We start from the raw sequence: 17,142 nt of genomic DNA on the forward strand, positions 1-17,142 counted from the left end.
GGCCTCAGCAGCCCGTGGCGCTCGCGGCACAATCGGCATCGCGGATGGCACGGAATTCGTCGCCTGCGTTCCAATTGGGCCAGCTCTCGCTGGTCGCGAGCGATCGGCCGATGCGGTAGTAAAGCTGCAGATCGCCCATCACGCCCGACCAGTCCCAGTTTTCGTCGAACTCGTCCTTGGGCCCGTGGTACCGGTTCTCGGTATATTCCGCGGCGACTGCTGCGCCTGCGGCACGGCCACCATCGACCAGATCCTCGCCGCCATCGATGTAGAGCATCGGCACTCCGCGTTTGGCGAAGGCGAAATGGTCCGAGCGGTAGTAATAGCCCGCTTCGGGCTTGGGATTGGGCGTGGCAACGCGCCCATCCGAAATCAGCGCGGCCTCGAGATAGGCGTCGAGCTGCGACTTGCCGGGGCCGACCACGGTCACATCGCGCGAGGGGCCAGCGACCTGGAAGGCGTCCATATTGATCCCGCCCACCGTCTGCGCCAGCGGGAACACGGGGTTCTCGGCGTAATAATGCGCGCCCAGGAGGCCGGATTCCTCGGCGGTCACCGCCAGGAAGACGAGGCTGCGGGCGGGTGCACCGGCCTTGGCGTGCGCTTCGGCCAGCGCGACCAGCGCCGCAGTGCCGGTCGCATTGTCGACCGCGCCGTTGCAGATGTCGTCGCCATCCGGGGCGGGCTTGCAGCGGCCGAGGTGATCCCAATGCGCGGTATGGATGACGTATTCGTCGGGGCGCTCGCTACCCGGCAGCACGCCGATGACGTTTTGCGACTGAAAGGTCCGGATGTCGTTGGCGAAGCTGGTCGAGGCGGTCAGCCCCAGTGGCACCGGCCTGAAGCCCTGAGCCTGCGCCCTGGCGGTCAGATCGTCCAGATCCTGCCCGGCGGCAGCGAGGATTTGCGCTGCGACATCCTTCTGGACCCAACCGTTCATCACGGTCAGCGGCGGTGCGTTCTCGCCGCGCTGAGCATAGGCCTGCGCGCCGGACCAGCTGCTCTCGACCACGTTCCAGCCGTAAGAGGCCGGTGCGGTGTCGTGGATGATGATCGCACCTGCGGCGCCCTGGCGGGCGGCTTCCTCGTATTTGTAGGTCCAGCGTCCGTAGAAGGTCATGGCCTTGCCATTGAAGGGGCCTTCCAGATCGGGGCTGTTGTAATCGGGGTCGTTGACGAGGATGACCGCGGTCTTGCCGCGCATGTCGATGCCTTCGTAGTCGTTCCAGTCGCGCTCGGGCGCGTTCACGCCATAGCCGACGAACACCAGCTCGCTGTCGGTCAGCGCGGTGTTCGCTTCCTCGCGATAGGTCACCCCGACCCATTCGCTGCCGAAATCGAACGCCATGGTCTCGCCATTGCCGCTCACCGTCAGCGGGGCGTAATCCTTGCCGGTGATCTCGACCAGCGGCACCTGCTGCACCCACGACCCGTTGTTGCCCGGCGTCAGGCCGGCCGCGGCGAAGCGTTCGGTCAGCAGCGCGACGGTTTTTTCTTCGCCGATCGTCCCCGGCATCCGACCCTCGAATTCGTCGGAAGAAAGGGTGCGGGTCACATCGACCATGGTCTCCTGAGAGATATCGCGGCTGGCGACATCGGGAATGTCGAGCGCGGCATTGGCATCGGCCACCGCGGTGTCGGCGGTCGTGGCAGCACAGGCCGAAAGCGCGAGGCTCGCGGCGAGAGCAGCTGCGGTGTGGCGGAAACGGGGGGTGAGCGTCATGGTCTTGTCCCGAAATGAAATTTGGATGCCGGAGCCTCTTGCACCTCGCACCTTGCAGGGCAAGCCGTAGCGCGGCAGGAGCGGCGCATGGATGGCAGTTGGAAGTCAGCTCTGCAGCGAGCCAAGGAGCATTCGCCCTTTCTCGCCCGTTCGCTGGAACGGTTGCCCCATTTCGAAGCGCTGCTGGCCGCGGGCGATGGTGAAACCGCGCTGCTCGAGGCGAAACAGGCCGGTCGCGGGATCGAAGACGCCGGGCTGGCGCTGCGGCGCGAGCGGCTGGCGCTGGCGCTGGTGCTGGCCATCGGCGATCTGGCCGGCGCTTTCCCGCTCGAAAAAATCATGCGCGAGCTGTCCGCCTTCGCCGACCGCGCCTTGCATCGCGCGATCGAGGCGGCGATCCTGCGCCGGGTCCCCGATGCCGAACCGACCGGCTTCATCGGGCTGGCGCTGGGCAAGCATGGCTCGGGCGAACTCAACTACAGCTCCGACATCGACCCGATCCTGCTCTACGATTCCGAAGCGCTCCCACGGCGGGAGCGCGACGAACCGCCCGAAGCGGCGCAGCGCTATGCCCGCGACATCGTCCGGCTGTTGTCCGACGTCACCGCGGAAGGATACGTCTTTCGTGTCGACCTGCGGCTGCGCCCGGCCTCCGAGGTCAGCCCGCTGGCGATCTCGCTCGAGGCGGCAACCAGCCATTACGAAAGCTCCGCGCTCACCTGGGAGCGCGCCGCCTTCATTCGTGCGCGCGCTGCTTCGGGCGATATCGGACGCGGCGAGGCCTTCCTCGATGCAATTCGCTCCTTCGTCTGGCGCCGCAGCCTCGATTTCGGGGCGATCGACGAGATCAGGGGTCTGAGCGCGCGAATCCGGACGCGCTATTCGGGCCCTCGCGAACCGCGGCCGGGCTTCGATCTCAAGCAGGGGCGCGGCGGGATCCGCGAGATCGAGTTCTTCGCCCAGACCCACCAGCTGATCCATGGCGGGCGCGATCCTGCGCTGCGGGTGCGGGGCACGCGGGCCGCGCTCGATGCGCTGGCCGCGGCGGGACATATCGGCGGGGATACGGCGCGGACGCTGGGCGAGGCCTACGATACCCTGCGCACCATCGAACACCGGCTGCAGATGGTGAACGATCGCCAGACCCATGTGCTGCCAGATGGCGATGCGCTCGATGGCGTCGCCCGGCTGCATGGTCTGGAGGATGCGCCGGAGCTGCTGGCGCTGCTCGACGAGACCTGCGGCCCGGTAGCCCGGCATTTCGGCGAATTGATCGCGGAAGACACGCCGGATGGACCTGTGCTGCAGGCAATTCCGGATCAGCGCGACAGCTTCGGCTTCGCCGATCCCGATGTCGCCGCGCAGCGGATCGCCGGATGGAGCGACGGTCGGTTTCGCGCATTGCGCAGCGAGGCAGCCAAGTCCGCCTTCGATGCGATTCGCCCGCAATTGTTCGAGGCGCTCGGACAGGGACCAGATCCCGACCACGCGCTGGCGCGCTTCGAGACCCTGCTCGAGAAACTGCCCAGCGCCATCAACCTGTTCCGCCTGCTCGAGGCGCGCCCCGGCCTGCTCCAGCAATTGGTCGATTGTCTGACACTGGCCGCGCCGCTGGCAGACGAGCTGGCACGGCGCCCCGAACTGCTCGACACGCTGATCGATCGCACCGCCTTCGACCTGCCCGGTTCGGTCGAGGATCTGGCGCGGATGATGCGGCGCACCGAACGCGGCGACGAATACGAACAGGCGCTCGACCGCATCCGCATCGTCACCAGCGAGCAGCGCTTCACGCTGGGCGTGCAATTGATCGAGGCGGCGCAGGATCCGCTCGATGTCGCCGAGGCGCTGTCGCGGGTCGCGGAAGCCGCGGTGCAGGTTGCCTGCGAGGCGGCGCAGGACGAGTTCGCCGAAAGGCACGGGCGCTTCGCCGATGGCGAATTGCTGGTGCTGGGTCTGGGGCGGCTGGGCGGCGGAGCGCTGACCCATGCCTCCGATCTCGACATGATCTATCTGTTCACCGATGGCGAAACCACGGAGTCGGATGGAGCCCGACCGCTGGGCCGGACGCTCTATTTCAACCGTCTGGCGCAGCGCGTCGGTGTGGCCCTGAGCGTTCCCACCGCGCAGGGCGCGCTCTACGAGGTCGACACCCGGTTGCGACCGCAGGGCAATCAGGGCCCGCTCGCGGTCGGTCTGGCCTCCTTCGAGCGCTACCAGCGCGAGAACGCCTGGACCTGGGAGCACATGGCGCTCAACCGTGCGCGGGTCCTGGTCGGATCACTCGATGCGCGACAACAGGTCGAGGCAATCGTCGACGCGATACTCCACCGGCATCGCGATGCCATCGAGTTGCAAGCCGATGTGTTGAAGATGAGAAGCGACATGGCGGCGCACAAGCCGGCGCGCGGCCCGCTCGACGTCAAGCTGCTGCGCGGCGGTCTGGTCGACCTCGAGTTCCTGATCCACTTCCTGCAATTGCGCGATCGCATCGCGCTGAGGCCAGACCTCTCCGCCGCGATTGCCGACCTGGCGGAGCAGGGTCTCGTCGCGGCCGACCTGCGCGCGCATCATCGCCTGCTCACTCGGGTGCTGGTCGGCTCACGGCTGCTGGCGCCGGATCTTGGTGCCCCCGGCCCGGCGGCACGAGCGGTGCTGTCGCGCCTGGCGCGACAGGAGGATTACGCTTCGCTCTTGCAGGCACTGGACCGGGCGCGCCATGGGGTGGCGGCACAATGGGCTGAGACATTCGGCGAGAAACTGGAGATGGATCGATGAGCGACTTCCCCGCACAAGGCGATGCGATGCCCGACATCACGATGGAAACACCCGAGGGTGGGTCGGTGCGCGCTGCCGATTTCAAAGGCCGCAAGGCGGTGTTGTTCTTCTATCCCAAGGACAACACTCCGGGCTGCACCACCGAAGCCAAGGATTTCTCGGCGCTCAAGGTGGAATTCGACAAGGCCGGTGTCGCGCTGCTCGGCATCAGCAAGGATTCACCGCAGAAGCACCGCAATTTCATCGCCAAGCACGCGCTGACCGTCGATCTAGCCACCGATGCCGAGGAGGGCGGGCTGTCCGATGCGCTCGGCATCTGGACCGAGAAGTCGATGTACGGAAAGACCTATCGGGGCATGGTCCGCACGACCTATCTCATTGGCGCAGACGGGCGGATCGAGCGGGTCTGGAACAGGGTCAAGGTAAAGGGGCACGCCGAGGATGTGCTCGCCGCTGCGCGCGAGGCGTGAGACGGACGCTTCCTCCTCTCGGTGCTGCCATTCGCGCTGCGCTGCTGACCGGCGATCCCACCGGCAAGGTGTTCGCGGCGCGTAAGGTCGCACGCGATTGGCGGCTGGGGAGGCTGGCATTCGATCTTGCCGGACCCGATGCGGCCGAGATGCCCGAACGACCGGGATGGCCCGACAACCTCCAGCTACTGGCCCCGGCGCAGATGCCCCGGCGTGGCAAGGGTGGCTCGGACCGCGGGCGAATCGCGCTGTGGCACGCGCTGGCGCACATCGAATTCGTCGCGATCGATCTGGCGCTCGACATGGCTGGCCGTTTCGGCGGCACACGCGGCGAAGAGTTCGTCTCCGATTTCCTGAGTGTCGCTGCGGACGAGGCGATGCATTTTGCGCTGCTCGACCGCAAGCTTGGCAAGCTGGGATCGCATTATGGCGCTCTCCCCGCGCATGACGGGCTGTGGCAGGCAGCGCAGGATACTGCGCATGACCCTGCAGCGCGGCTGGCAATCGTGCCGATGGTGCTGGAGGCGCGCGGTCTCGATGTCACCCCGGCCACGCTCGATCGTGTGAAGGCGCAAGGCGATTCGGACGGCGCGCGAATTCTGGAGCGAATCCTTAACGACGAGATCCGTCACGTCGCCGTGGGAACCAGACACTTTCTGAAAATTTGTGAGGAAGGGAACACACCGCCGCAAGAAACGTGGCAAAACCTCGTCCGGACGCAATTTTCAGGTCGATTGAAGCCGCCGTTCAACGACTCAGCGCGTCATGCAGCCGGTCTGTCGCTAGAGTTCTACGCCGCGCTTGCTTCGTAAACCCTTCCGACCTTAACCCATGAATGCACGACACGGCGGGGGGTTCCAGCCGTAGCGTCAAAAGATCGGCAGGCTCAGGGGAATGGGTCGTTGGTCGGGATCGCAAGGCACCGAGATGGGTGTCGCAAGCATTGGACGGGTCTGATTTATGAACGATTTTTTCATCTCCGCGGGTCGCATTCTGCTGGGTACTTTTGGCGCCGCCGCAATGATGGCCGCCGCGCCGGCCCAGGCCGAAACCTCCGATACCGTTGAGATGGTCGCCAAGACCGATCTGCCCACCAATGGTTCGATGGGCGCCGCGCTGGGTTCGGGCGAAGCGCATGACGAACAGTTCCGCCAGCTCTTTGCGAGCTGGGACAGGATAGACCGGGTGCAGTCCGGCGGCCTGACCACCACGGTTTCGGTTCCGTCGCGTATGCCGCTCCAGAACGCCCGCCTGTCGAGCGATTACGGCAGCCGCATCCATCCGGTGCTCGGCCGTCGCGCCGGACACAAGGGTGTCGATCTGGCCGCGCCGACCGGCACGCCGATCTACGCGACCGCCGACGGCAAGGTGAGCCGCGCCAACTGGTTCTCCAGCTACGGCAAATATATCGCGATCGAGCATGGTGCCGATCTGCAGACCCGCTTCGCGCATCTTTCCGAGATCGTCGTTTCGGCCGGCGATTCGGTGAAGAAGGGTGATCTGATTGGTTATGTGGGCTCGACCGGCCGCTCCACCGGTCCGCATCTCCACTACGAAGTGCGCGTCAACGGTGCCGCAGTCGATCCGTCGCCCTACATGCTCGAGACCGCAGCCGCGCGCACCTTCGCGCTGGCCGGCGGCGAGCAAGCGGCCCAGTAAGGGCCGAGTAAGCGGTCAGGCCGCAGAGGTACTCCCTGGACGGGACCTGAAAAGGCGGCGGGGCAACCTGCCGCCTTTTTGCTTGTGCGCGAGTGCACATGCGTTAGGTTTCGAACCGCAACCGGCTGGCCCGCCAAGAGGCCCCGAGGGAGAGAGACATGCATCCGATAGTTCACGCGCAGACGCGCCCCGATCATCCTGCCATCATCATGGCGGGCAGCGGCGAGACGGTCACTTATGGCGAGATGGACGCCACCGCCAATCGCTTCGCTCGCCTGCTGAACGCGCGCGGGCTGGGGCAGGGCGGCCATTTCGGGATGCTGATGGAGAACAACGCGCTGTTCCTCCAGCTGGTCTGGGGCTCACAGCGCTCGGGCGCGATGATGGTGCCGGTATCCACCCGGCTGACCGCGCCCGAAATCGCCTACATCATGCAGGACAGCGACGCTCGGCTGATGATCACATCGATCCATTTTGCCGATGTGATCGAGGAATTGCGCGAACAGTGCCCGCAGTGCGAGTTCCTGATTCTGGGCGACGGGGGGGAGGAGGATCTCGAGGCGGCGATCGCGGCGCAGTCCGCCGAGCCGCTTTCCGATCCGGCGCCCGGGCAGTATATGCTCTATTCGAGCGGGACCACCGGTCGGCCCAAGGGGGTCCGCCCCCGCCCGCCTGAGACCGCCGACATTCAGGAGATGTCGCCGCTGGTCGGACTGGCGGTCATGGGGGCCGGCATGCCCGCCGACGGATCGATGGTCTATCTCTCGCCCGCGCCGCTTTATCACGCCGCGCCGCTGGGCTGGTGCAGCACCGCGCATCGGCTGGGTGGTACGATCGTGGTGATGGAGCGTTTCGATCCCGAGCATGCGCTGGCGACGATCGAGAAATACCGCGTCACCGACAGCCAGTGGGTCCCCACCCACTTCGTCCGGATGCTCAAGCTCGATCCGGCGCAGCGCGAGAAATACGACCTCTCGAGCCACCAGCGCGCGCTCCACGCCGCCGCGCCCTGCCCGGTCCCGGTCAAGCAGGCGATGATCGAATGGTGGGGGCCGATCGTGAACGAATATTACGCCGGCTCCGAGGGAATCGGGATGACGCTGGTCAAGTCCGAGGACTGGCTCACCCATCCCGGCACGGTGGGCAAGGCGATCCACGGCACCTTGCATGTCTGCGGACCCGATGGCGAGGAAGTCCCGGCGGGGCAGGACGGTCTGATCTATTTCGAGAACGCGATCCTGCCGACCTACCACAACGATCCCGAAAAGACCGCCGAGGCGATGCATCCCAAAGGCTGGATGACGCTGGGCGATATCGGCCATGTCGACGAGGAGGGCTTTCTTTATCTGACGGACCGGATGAGCCACATGATCATCTCGGGCGGGGTCAATATCTATCCCCAGGAGGTCGAGAACCTGCTGATCAGTCACGACAAGGTGATGGATGCGGCGGTGATCGGCGCGCCCGATCCCGATTTCGGCGAGAAGGTGGTCGCGGTGGTGCAACCGGTCGACATGGCCGAAGCGGGCGCGGCTCTGGAAGAGGAACTGCGCGCCTACCTTGCTCCCAAGCTGGCGCGGATCAAACTGCCCAAGCTGTTCGATTTCCGGCCTGAGTTGCCGCGCGAGGCCAATGGCAAATTGTACAAGCGCGAGCTGCGCGACGAATATGCGGCGAAGGCCGAGGTTCCCGCGTGAGCGCCCAAGGCTCGGCCGCCGCGCCCGTGCTCTCCCCCGAGCAGGGCCGCGCGGTGATCGATCCGGCGAGCTATGCGCAATGGGACGGGCTGCTCGACCTGTTCGATACGCTCCGAGAGGAGGCGCCGGTCGCCCGCGTCGAATCGCCCGATGGCATCCACCCGCCATTCTGGCTGGTCTCGCGCTACGACGACGTGATGCGGATCTCAAAGGACAACGCCACCTTCCTCAACAATCCGCAGACGGTGGTGTTCTCGCTCACCGAGGGGATCGAATTCGCCAAATCGCTCACGGGCGGCAGCCCGCATCTGGTTGCCAGCCTCGTCACCTTCGACGCGCCGATCCACATGAAATACCGCAGACTGACGCAGGAATGGTTCATGCCCAAGAACCTGCGCGGGGTCGAAGACGAAATCCGCACTCTCGCGCAGGCGACGGTGCAGCGGCTGGTCGAGGCGGGGCCGGAGGCGGATTTCGTCAAGCTCGTCTCGGCGCCCTATCCGCTGCATGTGGTGATGCAGATCCTCGGTGTGCCCGAGGAGGACGAGGCGCGGATGCTGATGCTCACCCAGCAGATGTTCGGCGGGCAGGACGAGGAGCTCAGCGGCTCTGGCATGGCGGCGATGACCCCCGACCAGATCACCCAGCTGGTCGCGGGCGCGGTCAAGGATTTCGAAGCCTATTTCGCCCGCCTCACCGCCGAGAAGCGCGCCGATCCCACCGGCGATGTCGCGAGCATCATCGCCAATGCCACCATCGACGGCGAACCGCTCAACGACCGCGACATGATGGGCTATTACATCATCCTCGCCGCCGCGGGGCACGACACCACCAGCGCGAGCACCGCAGGGGCGATGCTGGCGCTGGCGCGCGACCCCGAGCAGTTCGCGCGGGTCAGGGCCGACCGCTCGCTGCTTCCCGGTATCGTCGAGGAAGCGATCCGCTGGACCAGCCCGGTCCAGCATTTCATGCGCACCGCCGCCGAGGGCACCGAGGTGGGCGGGCAGGCCATCGCCAAGGGCGACTGGCTGATGATCAACTACGTCGCCGCCAATCATGACCCCGCGCAGTTCGAGGACCCGCGCCGCTTCGACGCCGCGCGCAGCCCCAACCGCCACCTCGCCTTCGGCGCGGGCGCGCACCAGTGCCTGGGACTGCATCTGGCGCGGCTCGAGATGCGGATCCTGTTCGAGGCGCTGCTCGACCGGATCGACAGCGTCGAACTCGCCGGAGAACCGGCGCGCGCCAAATCGACCTTCGTCGGCGGGCTCAAGACGCTCCCGCTGCGCTTCGCGGCGCGCTGATTCGCAAGCGCTTCGTTCATCCCCTCTGCGGCATGGGGGGAATGAGGCGGGTTTGATTGAGGCAACCCATTCCCCTTTCGCCGGTTCAGGGGCGGCGGGAGGCTGCCTTGCGATTTTTGGACCGTGAAAGCGCCGATGCCCCGTATTTGATCCGGGGCGGTGCTTCGCTTGCCGCTATCCCAGCAAACGCTCCGCCATCGCGCGCACTTCGGCGCCCATGTCGTCGCGTTCCAGCGCCAGCGCCAGCGTCGCCTCGACGAAGCCCAGCTTGCTGCCGCAGTCGAAGCGCCGGCCCGCGAAGGTGACCGCGTGGAACGGCTGGCTGCCGATCATCCGCGCCATCGCGTCGGTGAGTTGGATCTCGCCGCCCGCGCCCTTGCCCTGCGTCTCGAGCACCCGCATCACCTCGGGCTGGAGGATGTAGCGGCCCGAGAGGATCTTGTTCGAGGGCGCGTCGCCGACCGCGGGCTTTTCGACCAGTCCGCGAACTTCGGTCAGATTGCCCCCGAAACCCGCAAGCGCCTCGCCCGGGTCGATCACGCCGTAGCTCGAGACCTGCTCGTGCGGCACCTCGAGCACCGAGATCAGATTGCCGCCGACCTCCTCATATGCCGCGACCATCTGCGCCATGCAGCCGGTGCCGCCGCCCGCTTGCGGCACCATCAGCTCGTCTGGGAGGAACACCGCGAAGGGTTCGTCACCCACCACCGCGCGCGCGCACCAGATCGCGTGGCCGAGCCCCAGCGGGACCTGCTGGCGCACCGCGATGATGTCGCCGGGCGTGGCGCTGGAGCAATCGAGAACGGACATGTCCTTGTCCCGCTCGCGCATGGTCGTCTCGAGTTCGAAAGCGGTGTCGAAATGATCGATGATCGCGGTCTTGCCGCGCCCGGTGACGAAGATCATCTGCTCGATCCCCGCCTCGCGGGCCTCGTCGACCGCATACTGGATCAGCGGGCGGTCGACGATCGGCAGCAATTCCTTGGGCACCGCCTTGGTCGCAGGCAGGAAGCGCGTGCCCAGCCCGGCGACGGGGAAGACGGCCTTCGTGATCCTTTGGGGGCGGATGGGGCTGTAGCTGCTCATGGCGGCAAGGGTTACGGCGCGCCGCGCGAGCCCGTCAAGCCGCTTGGCTAGCTGGCTGGAGCGGACCCGCGCCGCTCGCCCCGGATGACATTTGCGTGAAGGCGCAAAATGGCTATGCGGGGGCCATGGACAAACTCATCATTACCGGCGGCAACCGCCTCGAAGGCACGCTGCCGATCTCCGGCGCCAAGAATTCCGCGCTCACGCTGCTGCCCTGCGCGCTGCTGACCGACGAGCCGGTGACGCTGCGCAATCTGCCGCGGCTGGCGGATATCGACGGTTTCCAGCATCTGATGACGCAGTTCGGGGTCTCGCATTCGATCGCCGGCAAGCGGCCCGAGGATTTCGGCCGCGTGGTCACGCTCGAGGCGACGCGGATCACCTCGACCGTCGCGCCCTACGATCTGGTGCGCAAGATGCGCGCCTCGGTGTTGGTGCTGGGGCCGCTGCTGGCGCGCGCGGGAGAGGCGACGGTGTCGCTGCCCGGCGGCTGCGCGATCGGCAACCGCCCGATCAACCTCCATCTCGATGCGCTGGAAGCGCTGGGAGCCGAGATCGAGGTGGCGCAGGGCTATGTGAAGGCCAATGCGCCCGACGGCGGGCTGCCCGGCGGCGATTTCGACTTCCCGATCGTATCCGTCGGCGCGACCGAGAACGCGCTGATGACCGCAGTGCTGTGCAATGGCACCAGCCGGATCGGCAACGCCGCGCGCGAGCCCGAAATCGTCGACCTGTGCAATCTGCTGGTGGCGATGGGCGCCGAGATCGAGGGGATCGGCTCGTCCGACCTCACGATCCACGGGGTCAAGCGGCTCAACGGCGCGACCTACAAGGTGATGCCCGACCGGATCGAAGCGGGCTCCTATGCCTGCGCGGCGGCGATCACCGGGGGCAATGTGTTCCTCGATGGCGCGAAGGCGGAAGACATGCTCGCCACCAGCCATGCGCTGCGCAACATCGGGGTGGCGGTGACCGAGGAGAAGGGTGGCCTGCGGATCTGCGCCGATGGGCCGCTCAAGCCGACCAATCTCTCGACCGCGCCCTTCCCGGGGCTCGCCACCGATATGCAGGCGCAATTGATGAGCCTGCTGTGCAAGGCCAAAGGCACCAGCGTGCTGACCGAGACGATCTTCGAGAACCGCTACATGCATGTACCCGAACTCAAGCGGATGGGCGCGGATATCGAGGTCTCGGGGCGGACCGCGATCGTTCGCGGGGTCGAGCGGCTGACCGGCGCCGAGGTAATGGCGACCGACCTGCGCGCCTCTATGAGCCTGGTGATCGCCGCGCTCGCCGCCGAGGGCGAGACGCAGGTGCGCCGGATCTACCATCTCGACCGCGGTTACGAGCGGCTCGAGGAGAAGCTGTCGCTGGTCGGCGCGCAAATCGAACGGGTCGGCGACGAATAGGGCTGGGGCTGCGGACCTTTTGCCGTTTTACCGCGTTGATCGTGGTAAGAACAGCAAAGGACGAAACCCATGTTACTCAAGCTCGCAGCACTCGGAGCCGTCGGTTACGCCGGCTACAAATATTACGAAAAGAACCGCCTCGACGAGAACGGCGTCGCCTTCGCCAAGGGCCAGCCCGATGGCCGGGTCCGCAATGCGGGCCCCAAGGCGACCACGACCGACGAGAAGAGCTGGTCGAAGACCGACGAGGAACTCGACGAATCCTTCCCCGCGAGCGATCCGCCCGCGAATTACTGATCCGTCACAGCGACACCGGAGAGGGCGTCGGGAGCGATCCCGGCGCCATTTTCATGCGCGCCCTGCAATTGCGCCACCAGCCAGATGCGGATTGCACTCGCCAGCCCCGGCGGGGTTTCGGCGCGGATCCGCTCGGCATCGATCTGCGCGACCAGCGTACTCAGCGGCAGTCCAGCCTCTTCGGCGGCGGCGTGGAGCAGCTCCCAGAACAGCGGTTCGAGGCTGATCGAGGTGCGATGCCCGAGGATGCTGAGCGAGTGTTTGACCGGTGGGTGATAGGGGGCGGCCATCGGCTGCGGACTCTCAGTCGCGGTCCGGGCCGAGCATGGCTTCGGGCCGCACGATCCGGTCGTAATCCTCGGCCGAGACATCGCCGCTGGCAATCGCCGCCTCGCGCAGGGTGAGGCCCTGCTGGTGCGCGGTCTTGGCGATGGCGGAGGCGTTGTCGTAGCCGATCGTCGGCGCCAGCGCGGTCACCAGCATTAGCGAATTGGCGACCCCGCGCGCGATATTGTCCTCGCGCGGTTCGAGCCCGTCGAGCAGATTGGCGGTGAAGCTGCGCGCGCCATCGGCCAGCAGCCGAACCGATTGCAGAAAGGCATAACCCATCACCGGGCGGTAGGTGTTGAGCTCGAACTGGCCCTGGCTGTCGGCGAAGGTCAGCGTGGTGTGGTTGCCGAACACCTGCGCGCATACTTGCGTCAGCGCCTCGCATTGGGTCGGGTTGACCTTGCCGGGCATGATCGAGGAACCCGGCTCGTTCTCGGGCAGCGCCAGTTCGCCCAGCCCCGAGCGCGGACCCGAGCCGAGCAGGCGAATGTCGTTGGCGATCTTGTAGAGGCCCGCCGCCAGCGTGTTGAGCGCGCCGTGCGCGAACAACAGCCCGTCCTGCGCCGCCAGCGCCTCGAACTTGTTGGGCGCGGTCGCGAAGGGCAGCCCGGTCGCCTGAGCGATTGCGGCGGCGATGGCCTTGCCGAACCCCTCGGGTGCGTTGAGCCCGGTGCCGACGGCGGTGCCGCCCTGCGCCAGCTCGTAAAGCCCGGGCAGTGTCGCCTCGATCCGCTCGATCCCCACCGCGACCTGCCGCGCATAGCCCGAAAACTCGTCGCCCAGCGTCAGCGGGGTGGCGTCCTGCGTGTGCGTGCGGCCGATCTTGACGATGCCTGACCAGCTTTCCGCCTTCGCCTCGAGCCTATCGCGCAAGCTCACCAGCGCGGGCAGCAGCGCCCCCGTGACCTCGCTGGCCGCGGCGATGTGGATCGCGCTGGGCACGGTGTCGTTGGACGACTGGCTCATGTTGACATGGTCGTTGGGATGGACCGGCTTTTTCGCCCCCAGCACGCCGCCCAGCGCCAGATTGGCGCGGTTGGCGATCACCTCGTTGGCGTTCATATTGCTCTGCGTGCCCGAGCCGGTCTGCCACACCACCAGCGGGAAATGCTCGTCGAGCTCGCCGCGCGCGACCTCCCCGGCGGCGCTGGCGATGGCATCGGCTAGCCTGCCGTCGAGCAGCCCCTGCGCGGCGTTGACCCGCGCCGCCGCAGCCTTGATCGTCCCCAGCGCGTGGACCATCGGCAGCGGGATGCGCTCGTCGCCGATGCGGAAGTTCTGCAGGCTGCGCTGCGTCTGCGCGCCCCACAGCTTGTCGGCAGGAACGGCGATGGCGCCAAAGGCGTCGGTTTCGGTTCGGGCATCGGTCATGGGGTAACCATAGCCGGGCGAGGGAGGATGGGGCAATCGCCTGCGGCGTCGCAGCGCGCACGGGTCGGACCTATCTTGTCCGCGCGAGGTCACGTCCTCCTCCGGTATAGGGCGGGTCAGTGACGGCCCCGGCTGCTCGTCCAGGGAGGCCGCGCATGGCCTGGCTTGCACTCGTCATCGCCGCACTGTTCGGAGTGGTCTGGGTGTTCTCGATGAAACAGTCGGCGGGCTTCACCCGGCTGTGGCCCTCGGTAGTGACCGTGGCCGCGAAGATCGACAGCTTCGCGCTGCTGTCATGGTCGATGGTGGTGCTGCCGCTGGGCACCGCCTACACGATCTGGACCGGGATCGGCGCGGTCGGCGCGTTCATTCCGGGCATCATGGCCCTGGGCGAATCGGCCAACCCGCTGCGAATAGCCGCCGCGCTGATGATCGTCGGCGGGCTGGTGCTGATGAAGCTGTCGAGCCCGGCGTGACGTGCCAAGCAACCGTCCGCTTTCGAGAGGAAGCCGATTAGAAGGCATCGTCCATTTTTGGGGTGGATAGCTGCCGACCGCTTTTGGCTGACAAACCGGGAAAAGGGATCATGGACGGCAAAATTCACGCATCATATTAATCACACGCTGCTTATCACGATTCCAAGACTCAGATGGCGACACGTCGATGAGGGGGGAGATCTGTCGATTAATATATCCGGCATTGCCAAAATAGGCCAACCTCCAGTCTCGGCAGTTCCTTTGCTCTATTGCACGGTCTTCTAAGATTTTTATATCCTCATGCCTTGTATCTTTGGCGATGGCAGCGATAATGCTATCAACTCCAGCGATTGGGCCTTGAAGAATCTGACTGAAATAACGATCCGTCGCAATCAGAGCGCCGGAAACATTTGCCGCCCCGTTTTTGCGTTTGGAAGCATTAACTATATCGGCCAGTTCTTCTTCTAATAATTCATGTTCTAGCTGGTGGGCGCTCACATATAAGATTGATTTTATCATAGCGCCCTTCAATGGCAAAAAGTCTTCGTATCGATAACATTCCGATTGCGGCCCCTTTGGTGAGCAATCAGTCTAGAACTACTGCTATACAGCGGTCAAAATAAAATATTTGGATCATCGCCAGTCAGGCCATCTTTCAAGGGTAATCGACGACATTACGGACGGGCAGGCAGGCTTGACGCCAAAAGCCTAAGTGAAGGAACGCGAGGTTTCTGAAAAATTGGAACGCTCGGTTCCACGGCCGCTAATGGGTCGTTTGCTGACTGTCCGTTTTTGGCAATGAATCGCGACAAGCGGTCGGCCTCTGTATGGCGAACACCTCGTCATTGCGAGGAGCGGAAGCGACGCGGCAATCCATTGTGTGACTGCGGACAGTCGCAGCCGCCGGGTCGGGCGCAAAGCGTCTGCCATGGATGGCCACGCCGCCTGCGGTGGCTCGCAAAGACGAGGGTACCGTTTTCTCCCTGAAGCAGGCCAAATCATGGCTTGATCGCTGCGCCCTCGAGTGTCGCCCACAGGCTCCAAAGCTTCGCAGCGATGCTCTCCAGCGCGGCGAAATGCGCCCCGCCGACGAGGTTGATCCGGGTCACATTGGCGCCGCCCGCTGCTTCCAGCCTGATCGCCGCCTCCGGATCCACGACCTCGTCCTTCGAGCCGTGCAGCACCACCACCGGCTCGGTGACGCTGGCGATGGCCGCGAGGTTGTCATAGCGGTCGGGCAGGAGTGGGCGCAGCACGGCCGGAACCTGATCGGCAAGCCGCGTGAAGGCGCCGAGCGTTGCGACGCCCGTCACCTCATGCCGCGCCGCGAGTTCGAGCGCGACCGCGGCGCCCAGCGAGAAGCCGAACAGATAGGTCCGTCCTGCGAGATTGAGTTCGCGGGCCTTTGCGAGCCAGGCTTCGCCATCGCTGAAGAGCCCTTCTTCGGACGGCTGGCCGGGATTGTCGCCATATCCACGGTAGGAGGCGATCAGCACGCCGTGGCCGCCTTGCCGCAAGGCTTCCGCCCGGCGAGCCATGACCAGCTGGTTGTAGTCGCGGCCGTGAAAGACAACGACCAGCCGGTCATTGCCCGTTTCGGGTGCCCAATAATACCCTGCGAGCACAAGCCCGTCGGCGGTGACGGCCTGCAGCGGCAAGGGCGGCTCGCCTTCGAATTCGACCTCGGTGTCCGCGAGCGAAACGGGCGAATAGATCCGGTCGCGGATGACATCGGCCTGCGCCGGAGCCGCCAGCAGCACGAGCAGGGCAATCGCGAGCCTCATCCAATCGATCCTTCAGAACGGCGCGACATTCGCCACCCTCAATACATATGCTGCCCGCCGTTGATGCTCATCGTCGAGCCGGTGACGAAGCCGGCGTCCTCGCTGCACAGGAAGCTCACCCCGCGGGCGATCTCGCTCGCCTGGCCCAGCCGGCCGACCGGGATCTTGGCGACGATCTTCTCCAGCACCGGTTCGGGCACCGCGGCGACCATGTCGGTGTCGATATAGCCCGGTGCGATCGCGTTGACGGTGATGTTGTAGCGCGCGCCTTCCTGCGCCAGCGCCTTGGTGAAGCCGTGGATCCCGCTCTTGGCGGCGGCGTAATTGACCTGGCCGTACTGCCCCGCCTGGCCGTTGATCGAGCCGATGTTGACGATCCGCCCCCAGCCGCGCTCCTTCATCCCCGGGAAGCAGGCCTTGGCCATGGTGAAACAGCCGCCCAGATTGACGCGCATCACGTCGTTCCAGTCGTCGTAGCTCATTTTGAGCAGAGTGCCGTCACGCGTGATCCCGGCGTTGTTGACCACCACCTCGATCGCGCCGATCTCCTCGGCGATCTGCGCGCAGCCAGCAGTGGCGGCCTCGTGATCGCCGACATCGAAGCGATAGACGGGAATCCCGGTTTGGTCGCTGAAGGCGCGCGCCGCTTCGGCATTGCCCGCGTAATTGGCGACCACGCGAAAGCCGTCGGCCTGCAACATTTCGCACACCGCGCGTCCGATCCCCCGGGTTCCCCCGGTTACAACTGCCACTCTTGCCAT

The 17,142-nt window shown here is 65.7% G+C and carries 16 protein-coding genes; 9 read left to right on the forward strand and 7 right to left on the reverse strand.

Going from position 1 to position 17,142, the window contains the following annotated elements:
* Positions 1-4 precede the first annotated feature (4 nt).
* Positions 5-1,723, reverse strand: a complete 1,719-nt coding sequence (locus A9995_RS13140) for a M28 family metallopeptidase (RefSeq protein ID WP_067613751.1) — start codon at positions 1,721-1,723, stop codon at positions 5-7.
* Positions 1,724-1,810: 87 nt separating this feature from the next.
* Here A9995_RS13140 and glnE point away from each other — a divergent pair, with 87 nt between their 5' ends.
* The 6 genes from glnE to A9995_RS13170 all read left to right on the forward strand — a co-directional run bounded on the left by glnE (position 1,811) and on the right by A9995_RS13170 (position 9,628).
* The gene (gene glnE, locus A9995_RS13145; RefSeq protein WP_067613753.1) at positions 1,811-4,498 is read left to right on the forward strand and encodes a bifunctional [glutamate--ammonia ligase]-adenylyl-L-tyrosine phosphorylase/[glutamate--ammonia-ligase] adenylyltransferase; all 2,688 of its coding nucleotides are present in this window, start codon (positions 1,811-1,813) and stop codon (positions 4,496-4,498) included.
* The gene (locus tag A9995_RS13150) at positions 4,495-4,968 is read left to right on the forward strand and encodes a peroxiredoxin (protein WP_067613754.1); all 474 of its coding nucleotides are present in this window, start codon (positions 4,495-4,497) and stop codon (positions 4,966-4,968) included. Before glnE ends, A9995_RS13150 begins: the two co-directional genes overlap by 4 nt.
* On the forward strand, positions 4,965-5,780 hold the full coding sequence (locus A9995_RS13155) for a ferritin-like domain-containing protein (RefSeq protein WP_067613756.1): 816 nt from the start codon (positions 4,965-4,967) through the stop codon (positions 5,778-5,780). Before A9995_RS13150 ends, A9995_RS13155 begins: the two co-directional genes overlap by 4 nt.
* Positions 5,781-5,928: 148 nt before the next feature.
* The gene (locus A9995_RS13160; protein ID WP_067613758.1) at positions 5,929-6,627 is read left to right on the forward strand and encodes a M23 family metallopeptidase; all 699 of its coding nucleotides are present in this window, start codon (positions 5,929-5,931) and stop codon (positions 6,625-6,627) included.
* Positions 6,628-6,785: 158 nt separating this feature from the next.
* Positions 6,786-8,324 carry an acyl-CoA synthetase gene (locus A9995_RS13165; RefSeq protein ID WP_067613760.1) on the forward strand — a complete coding sequence of 513 codons (1,539 nt, stop codon included), beginning with the start codon at positions 6,786-6,788 and terminating at the stop codon, positions 8,322-8,324.
* Positions 8,321-9,628, forward strand: coding sequence for a cytochrome P450 (locus A9995_RS13170; protein ID WP_067613762.1), 1,308 nt, complete (start codon positions 8,321-8,323; stop codon positions 9,626-9,628). Before A9995_RS13165 ends, A9995_RS13170 begins: the two co-directional genes overlap by 4 nt.
* A 174-nt stretch (positions 9,629-9,802) precedes the next feature.
* On the opposite strand, the gene A9995_RS13175 is transcribed toward A9995_RS13170, so the two are convergent.
* Positions 9,803-10,714 (reverse strand): UTP--glucose-1-phosphate uridylyltransferase, encoded by a 912-nt coding sequence (locus tag A9995_RS13175; protein ID WP_067613764.1) that lies wholly within the window; start codon positions 10,712-10,714, stop codon positions 9,803-9,805.
* A gap of 125 nt (positions 10,715-10,839) precedes the next feature.
* Between A9995_RS13175 and murA the strand changes: the two genes are divergently transcribed.
* On the forward strand, positions 10,840-12,123 hold the full coding sequence (murA, locus tag A9995_RS13180; RefSeq protein WP_067613766.1) for a UDP-N-acetylglucosamine 1-carboxyvinyltransferase: 1,284 nt from the start codon (positions 10,840-10,842) through the stop codon (positions 12,121-12,123).
* Positions 12,124-12,192: 69 nt separating this feature from the next.
* Complete coding sequence (locus tag A9995_RS13185; RefSeq protein ID WP_067613768.1) at positions 12,193-12,420, forward strand: hypothetical protein; 228 nt, start codon at positions 12,193-12,195, stop codon at positions 12,418-12,420.
* On the opposite strand, the gene A9995_RS13190 is transcribed toward A9995_RS13185, so the two are convergent.
* Both A9995_RS13190 and fumC read right to left on the reverse strand, forming a co-directional pair.
* Positions 12,414-12,710 carry a ribbon-helix-helix domain-containing protein gene (locus A9995_RS13190; protein ID WP_067613770.1) on the reverse strand — a complete coding sequence of 99 codons (297 nt, stop codon included), beginning with the start codon at positions 12,708-12,710 and terminating at the stop codon, positions 12,414-12,416. The genes A9995_RS13185 and A9995_RS13190 overlap by 7 nt on opposite strands.
* Before the next feature lie 13 nt (positions 12,711-12,723).
* On the reverse strand, positions 12,724-14,121 hold the full coding sequence (gene fumC, locus A9995_RS13195; protein ID WP_067613772.1) for a class II fumarate hydratase: 1,398 nt from the start codon (positions 14,119-14,121) through the stop codon (positions 12,724-12,726).
* Between the two features lie 155 nt (positions 14,122-14,276).
* Here fumC and A9995_RS13200 point away from each other — a divergent pair, with 155 nt between their 5' ends.
* Positions 14,277-14,597: an SMR family transporter gene (locus A9995_RS13200; RefSeq protein ID WP_067613774.1), complete on the forward strand. Its 321-nt coding sequence runs from the start codon at positions 14,277-14,279 to the stop codon at positions 14,595-14,597.
* 108 nt (positions 14,598-14,705) lie between these two features.
* Here A9995_RS13200 and A9995_RS16125 read toward each other — a convergent pair whose 3' ends face one another.
* From A9995_RS16125 to phbB, 3 genes are all read right to left on the reverse strand, one after another.
* Positions 14,706-15,116 (reverse strand): BLUF domain-containing protein, encoded by a 411-nt coding sequence (locus A9995_RS16125; RefSeq protein ID WP_082992722.1) that lies wholly within the window; start codon positions 15,114-15,116, stop codon positions 14,706-14,708.
* A gap of 479 nt (positions 15,117-15,595) precedes the next feature.
* Positions 15,596-16,381, reverse strand: coding sequence for an alpha/beta hydrolase (locus A9995_RS13205; RefSeq protein WP_067613776.1), 786 nt, complete (start codon positions 16,379-16,381; stop codon positions 15,596-15,598).
* 38 nt (positions 16,382-16,419) lie between these two features.
* On the reverse strand, positions 16,420-17,142 hold the full coding sequence (gene phbB / locus A9995_RS13210; protein ID WP_067613778.1) for an acetoacetyl-CoA reductase: 723 nt from the start codon (positions 17,140-17,142) through the stop codon (positions 16,420-16,422).

Source organism: Erythrobacter sp. QSSC1-22B, assembly GCF_001678665.1.
In the GTDB taxonomy this organism is placed as follows: Bacteria; Pseudomonadota; Alphaproteobacteria; order Sphingomonadales; family Sphingomonadaceae; genus Qipengyuania.

Coding starts and splice junctions, on each gene's coding strand:
- A9995_RS13190 (WP_067613770.1), bottom strand. CDS start 12,710: ATGGCCGCCCCCTATCACCCACCGGTCAAACACTCGCTCAGCATCCTC.
- A9995_RS13160 (WP_067613758.1), top strand. CDS start 5,929: ATGAACGATTTTTTCATCTCCGCGGGTCGCATTCTGCTGGGTACTTTT.
- glnE (WP_067613753.1), top strand. CDS start 1,811: ATGGATGGCAGTTGGAAGTCAGCTCTGCAGCGAGCCAAGGAGCATTCG.
- phbB (WP_067613778.1), bottom strand. CDS start 17,142: ATGGCAAGAGTGGCAGTTGTAACCGGGGGAACCCGGGGGATCGGACGC.
- A9995_RS13140 (WP_067613751.1), bottom strand. CDS start 1,723: ATGACGCTCACCCCCCGTTTCCGCCACACCGCAGCTGCTCTCGCCGCG.
- fumC (WP_067613772.1), bottom strand. CDS start 14,121: ATGACCGATGCCCGAACCGAAACCGACGCCTTTGGCGCCATCGCCGTT.
- A9995_RS13200 (WP_067613774.1), top strand. CDS start 14,277: ATGGCCTGGCTTGCACTCGTCATCGCCGCACTGTTCGGAGTGGTCTGG.
- A9995_RS13205 (WP_067613776.1), bottom strand. CDS start 16,381: ATGAGGCTCGCGATTGCCCTGCTCGTGCTGCTGGCGGCTCCGGCGCAG.
- A9995_RS13175 (WP_067613764.1), bottom strand. CDS start 10,714: ATGAGCAGCTACAGCCCCATCCGCCCCCAAAGGATCACGAAGGCCGTC.
- A9995_RS13150 (WP_067613754.1), top strand. CDS start 4,495: ATGAGCGACTTCCCCGCACAAGGCGATGCGATGCCCGACATCACGATG.
- A9995_RS13165 (WP_067613760.1), top strand. CDS start 6,786: ATGCATCCGATAGTTCACGCGCAGACGCGCCCCGATCATCCTGCCATC.
- murA (WP_067613766.1), top strand. CDS start 10,840: ATGGACAAACTCATCATTACCGGCGGCAACCGCCTCGAAGGCACGCTG.
- A9995_RS13185 (WP_067613768.1), top strand. CDS start 12,193: ATGTTACTCAAGCTCGCAGCACTCGGAGCCGTCGGTTACGCCGGCTAC.
- A9995_RS16125 (WP_082992722.1), bottom strand. CDS start 15,116: ATGATAAAATCAATCTTATATGTGAGCGCCCACCAGCTAGAACATGAA.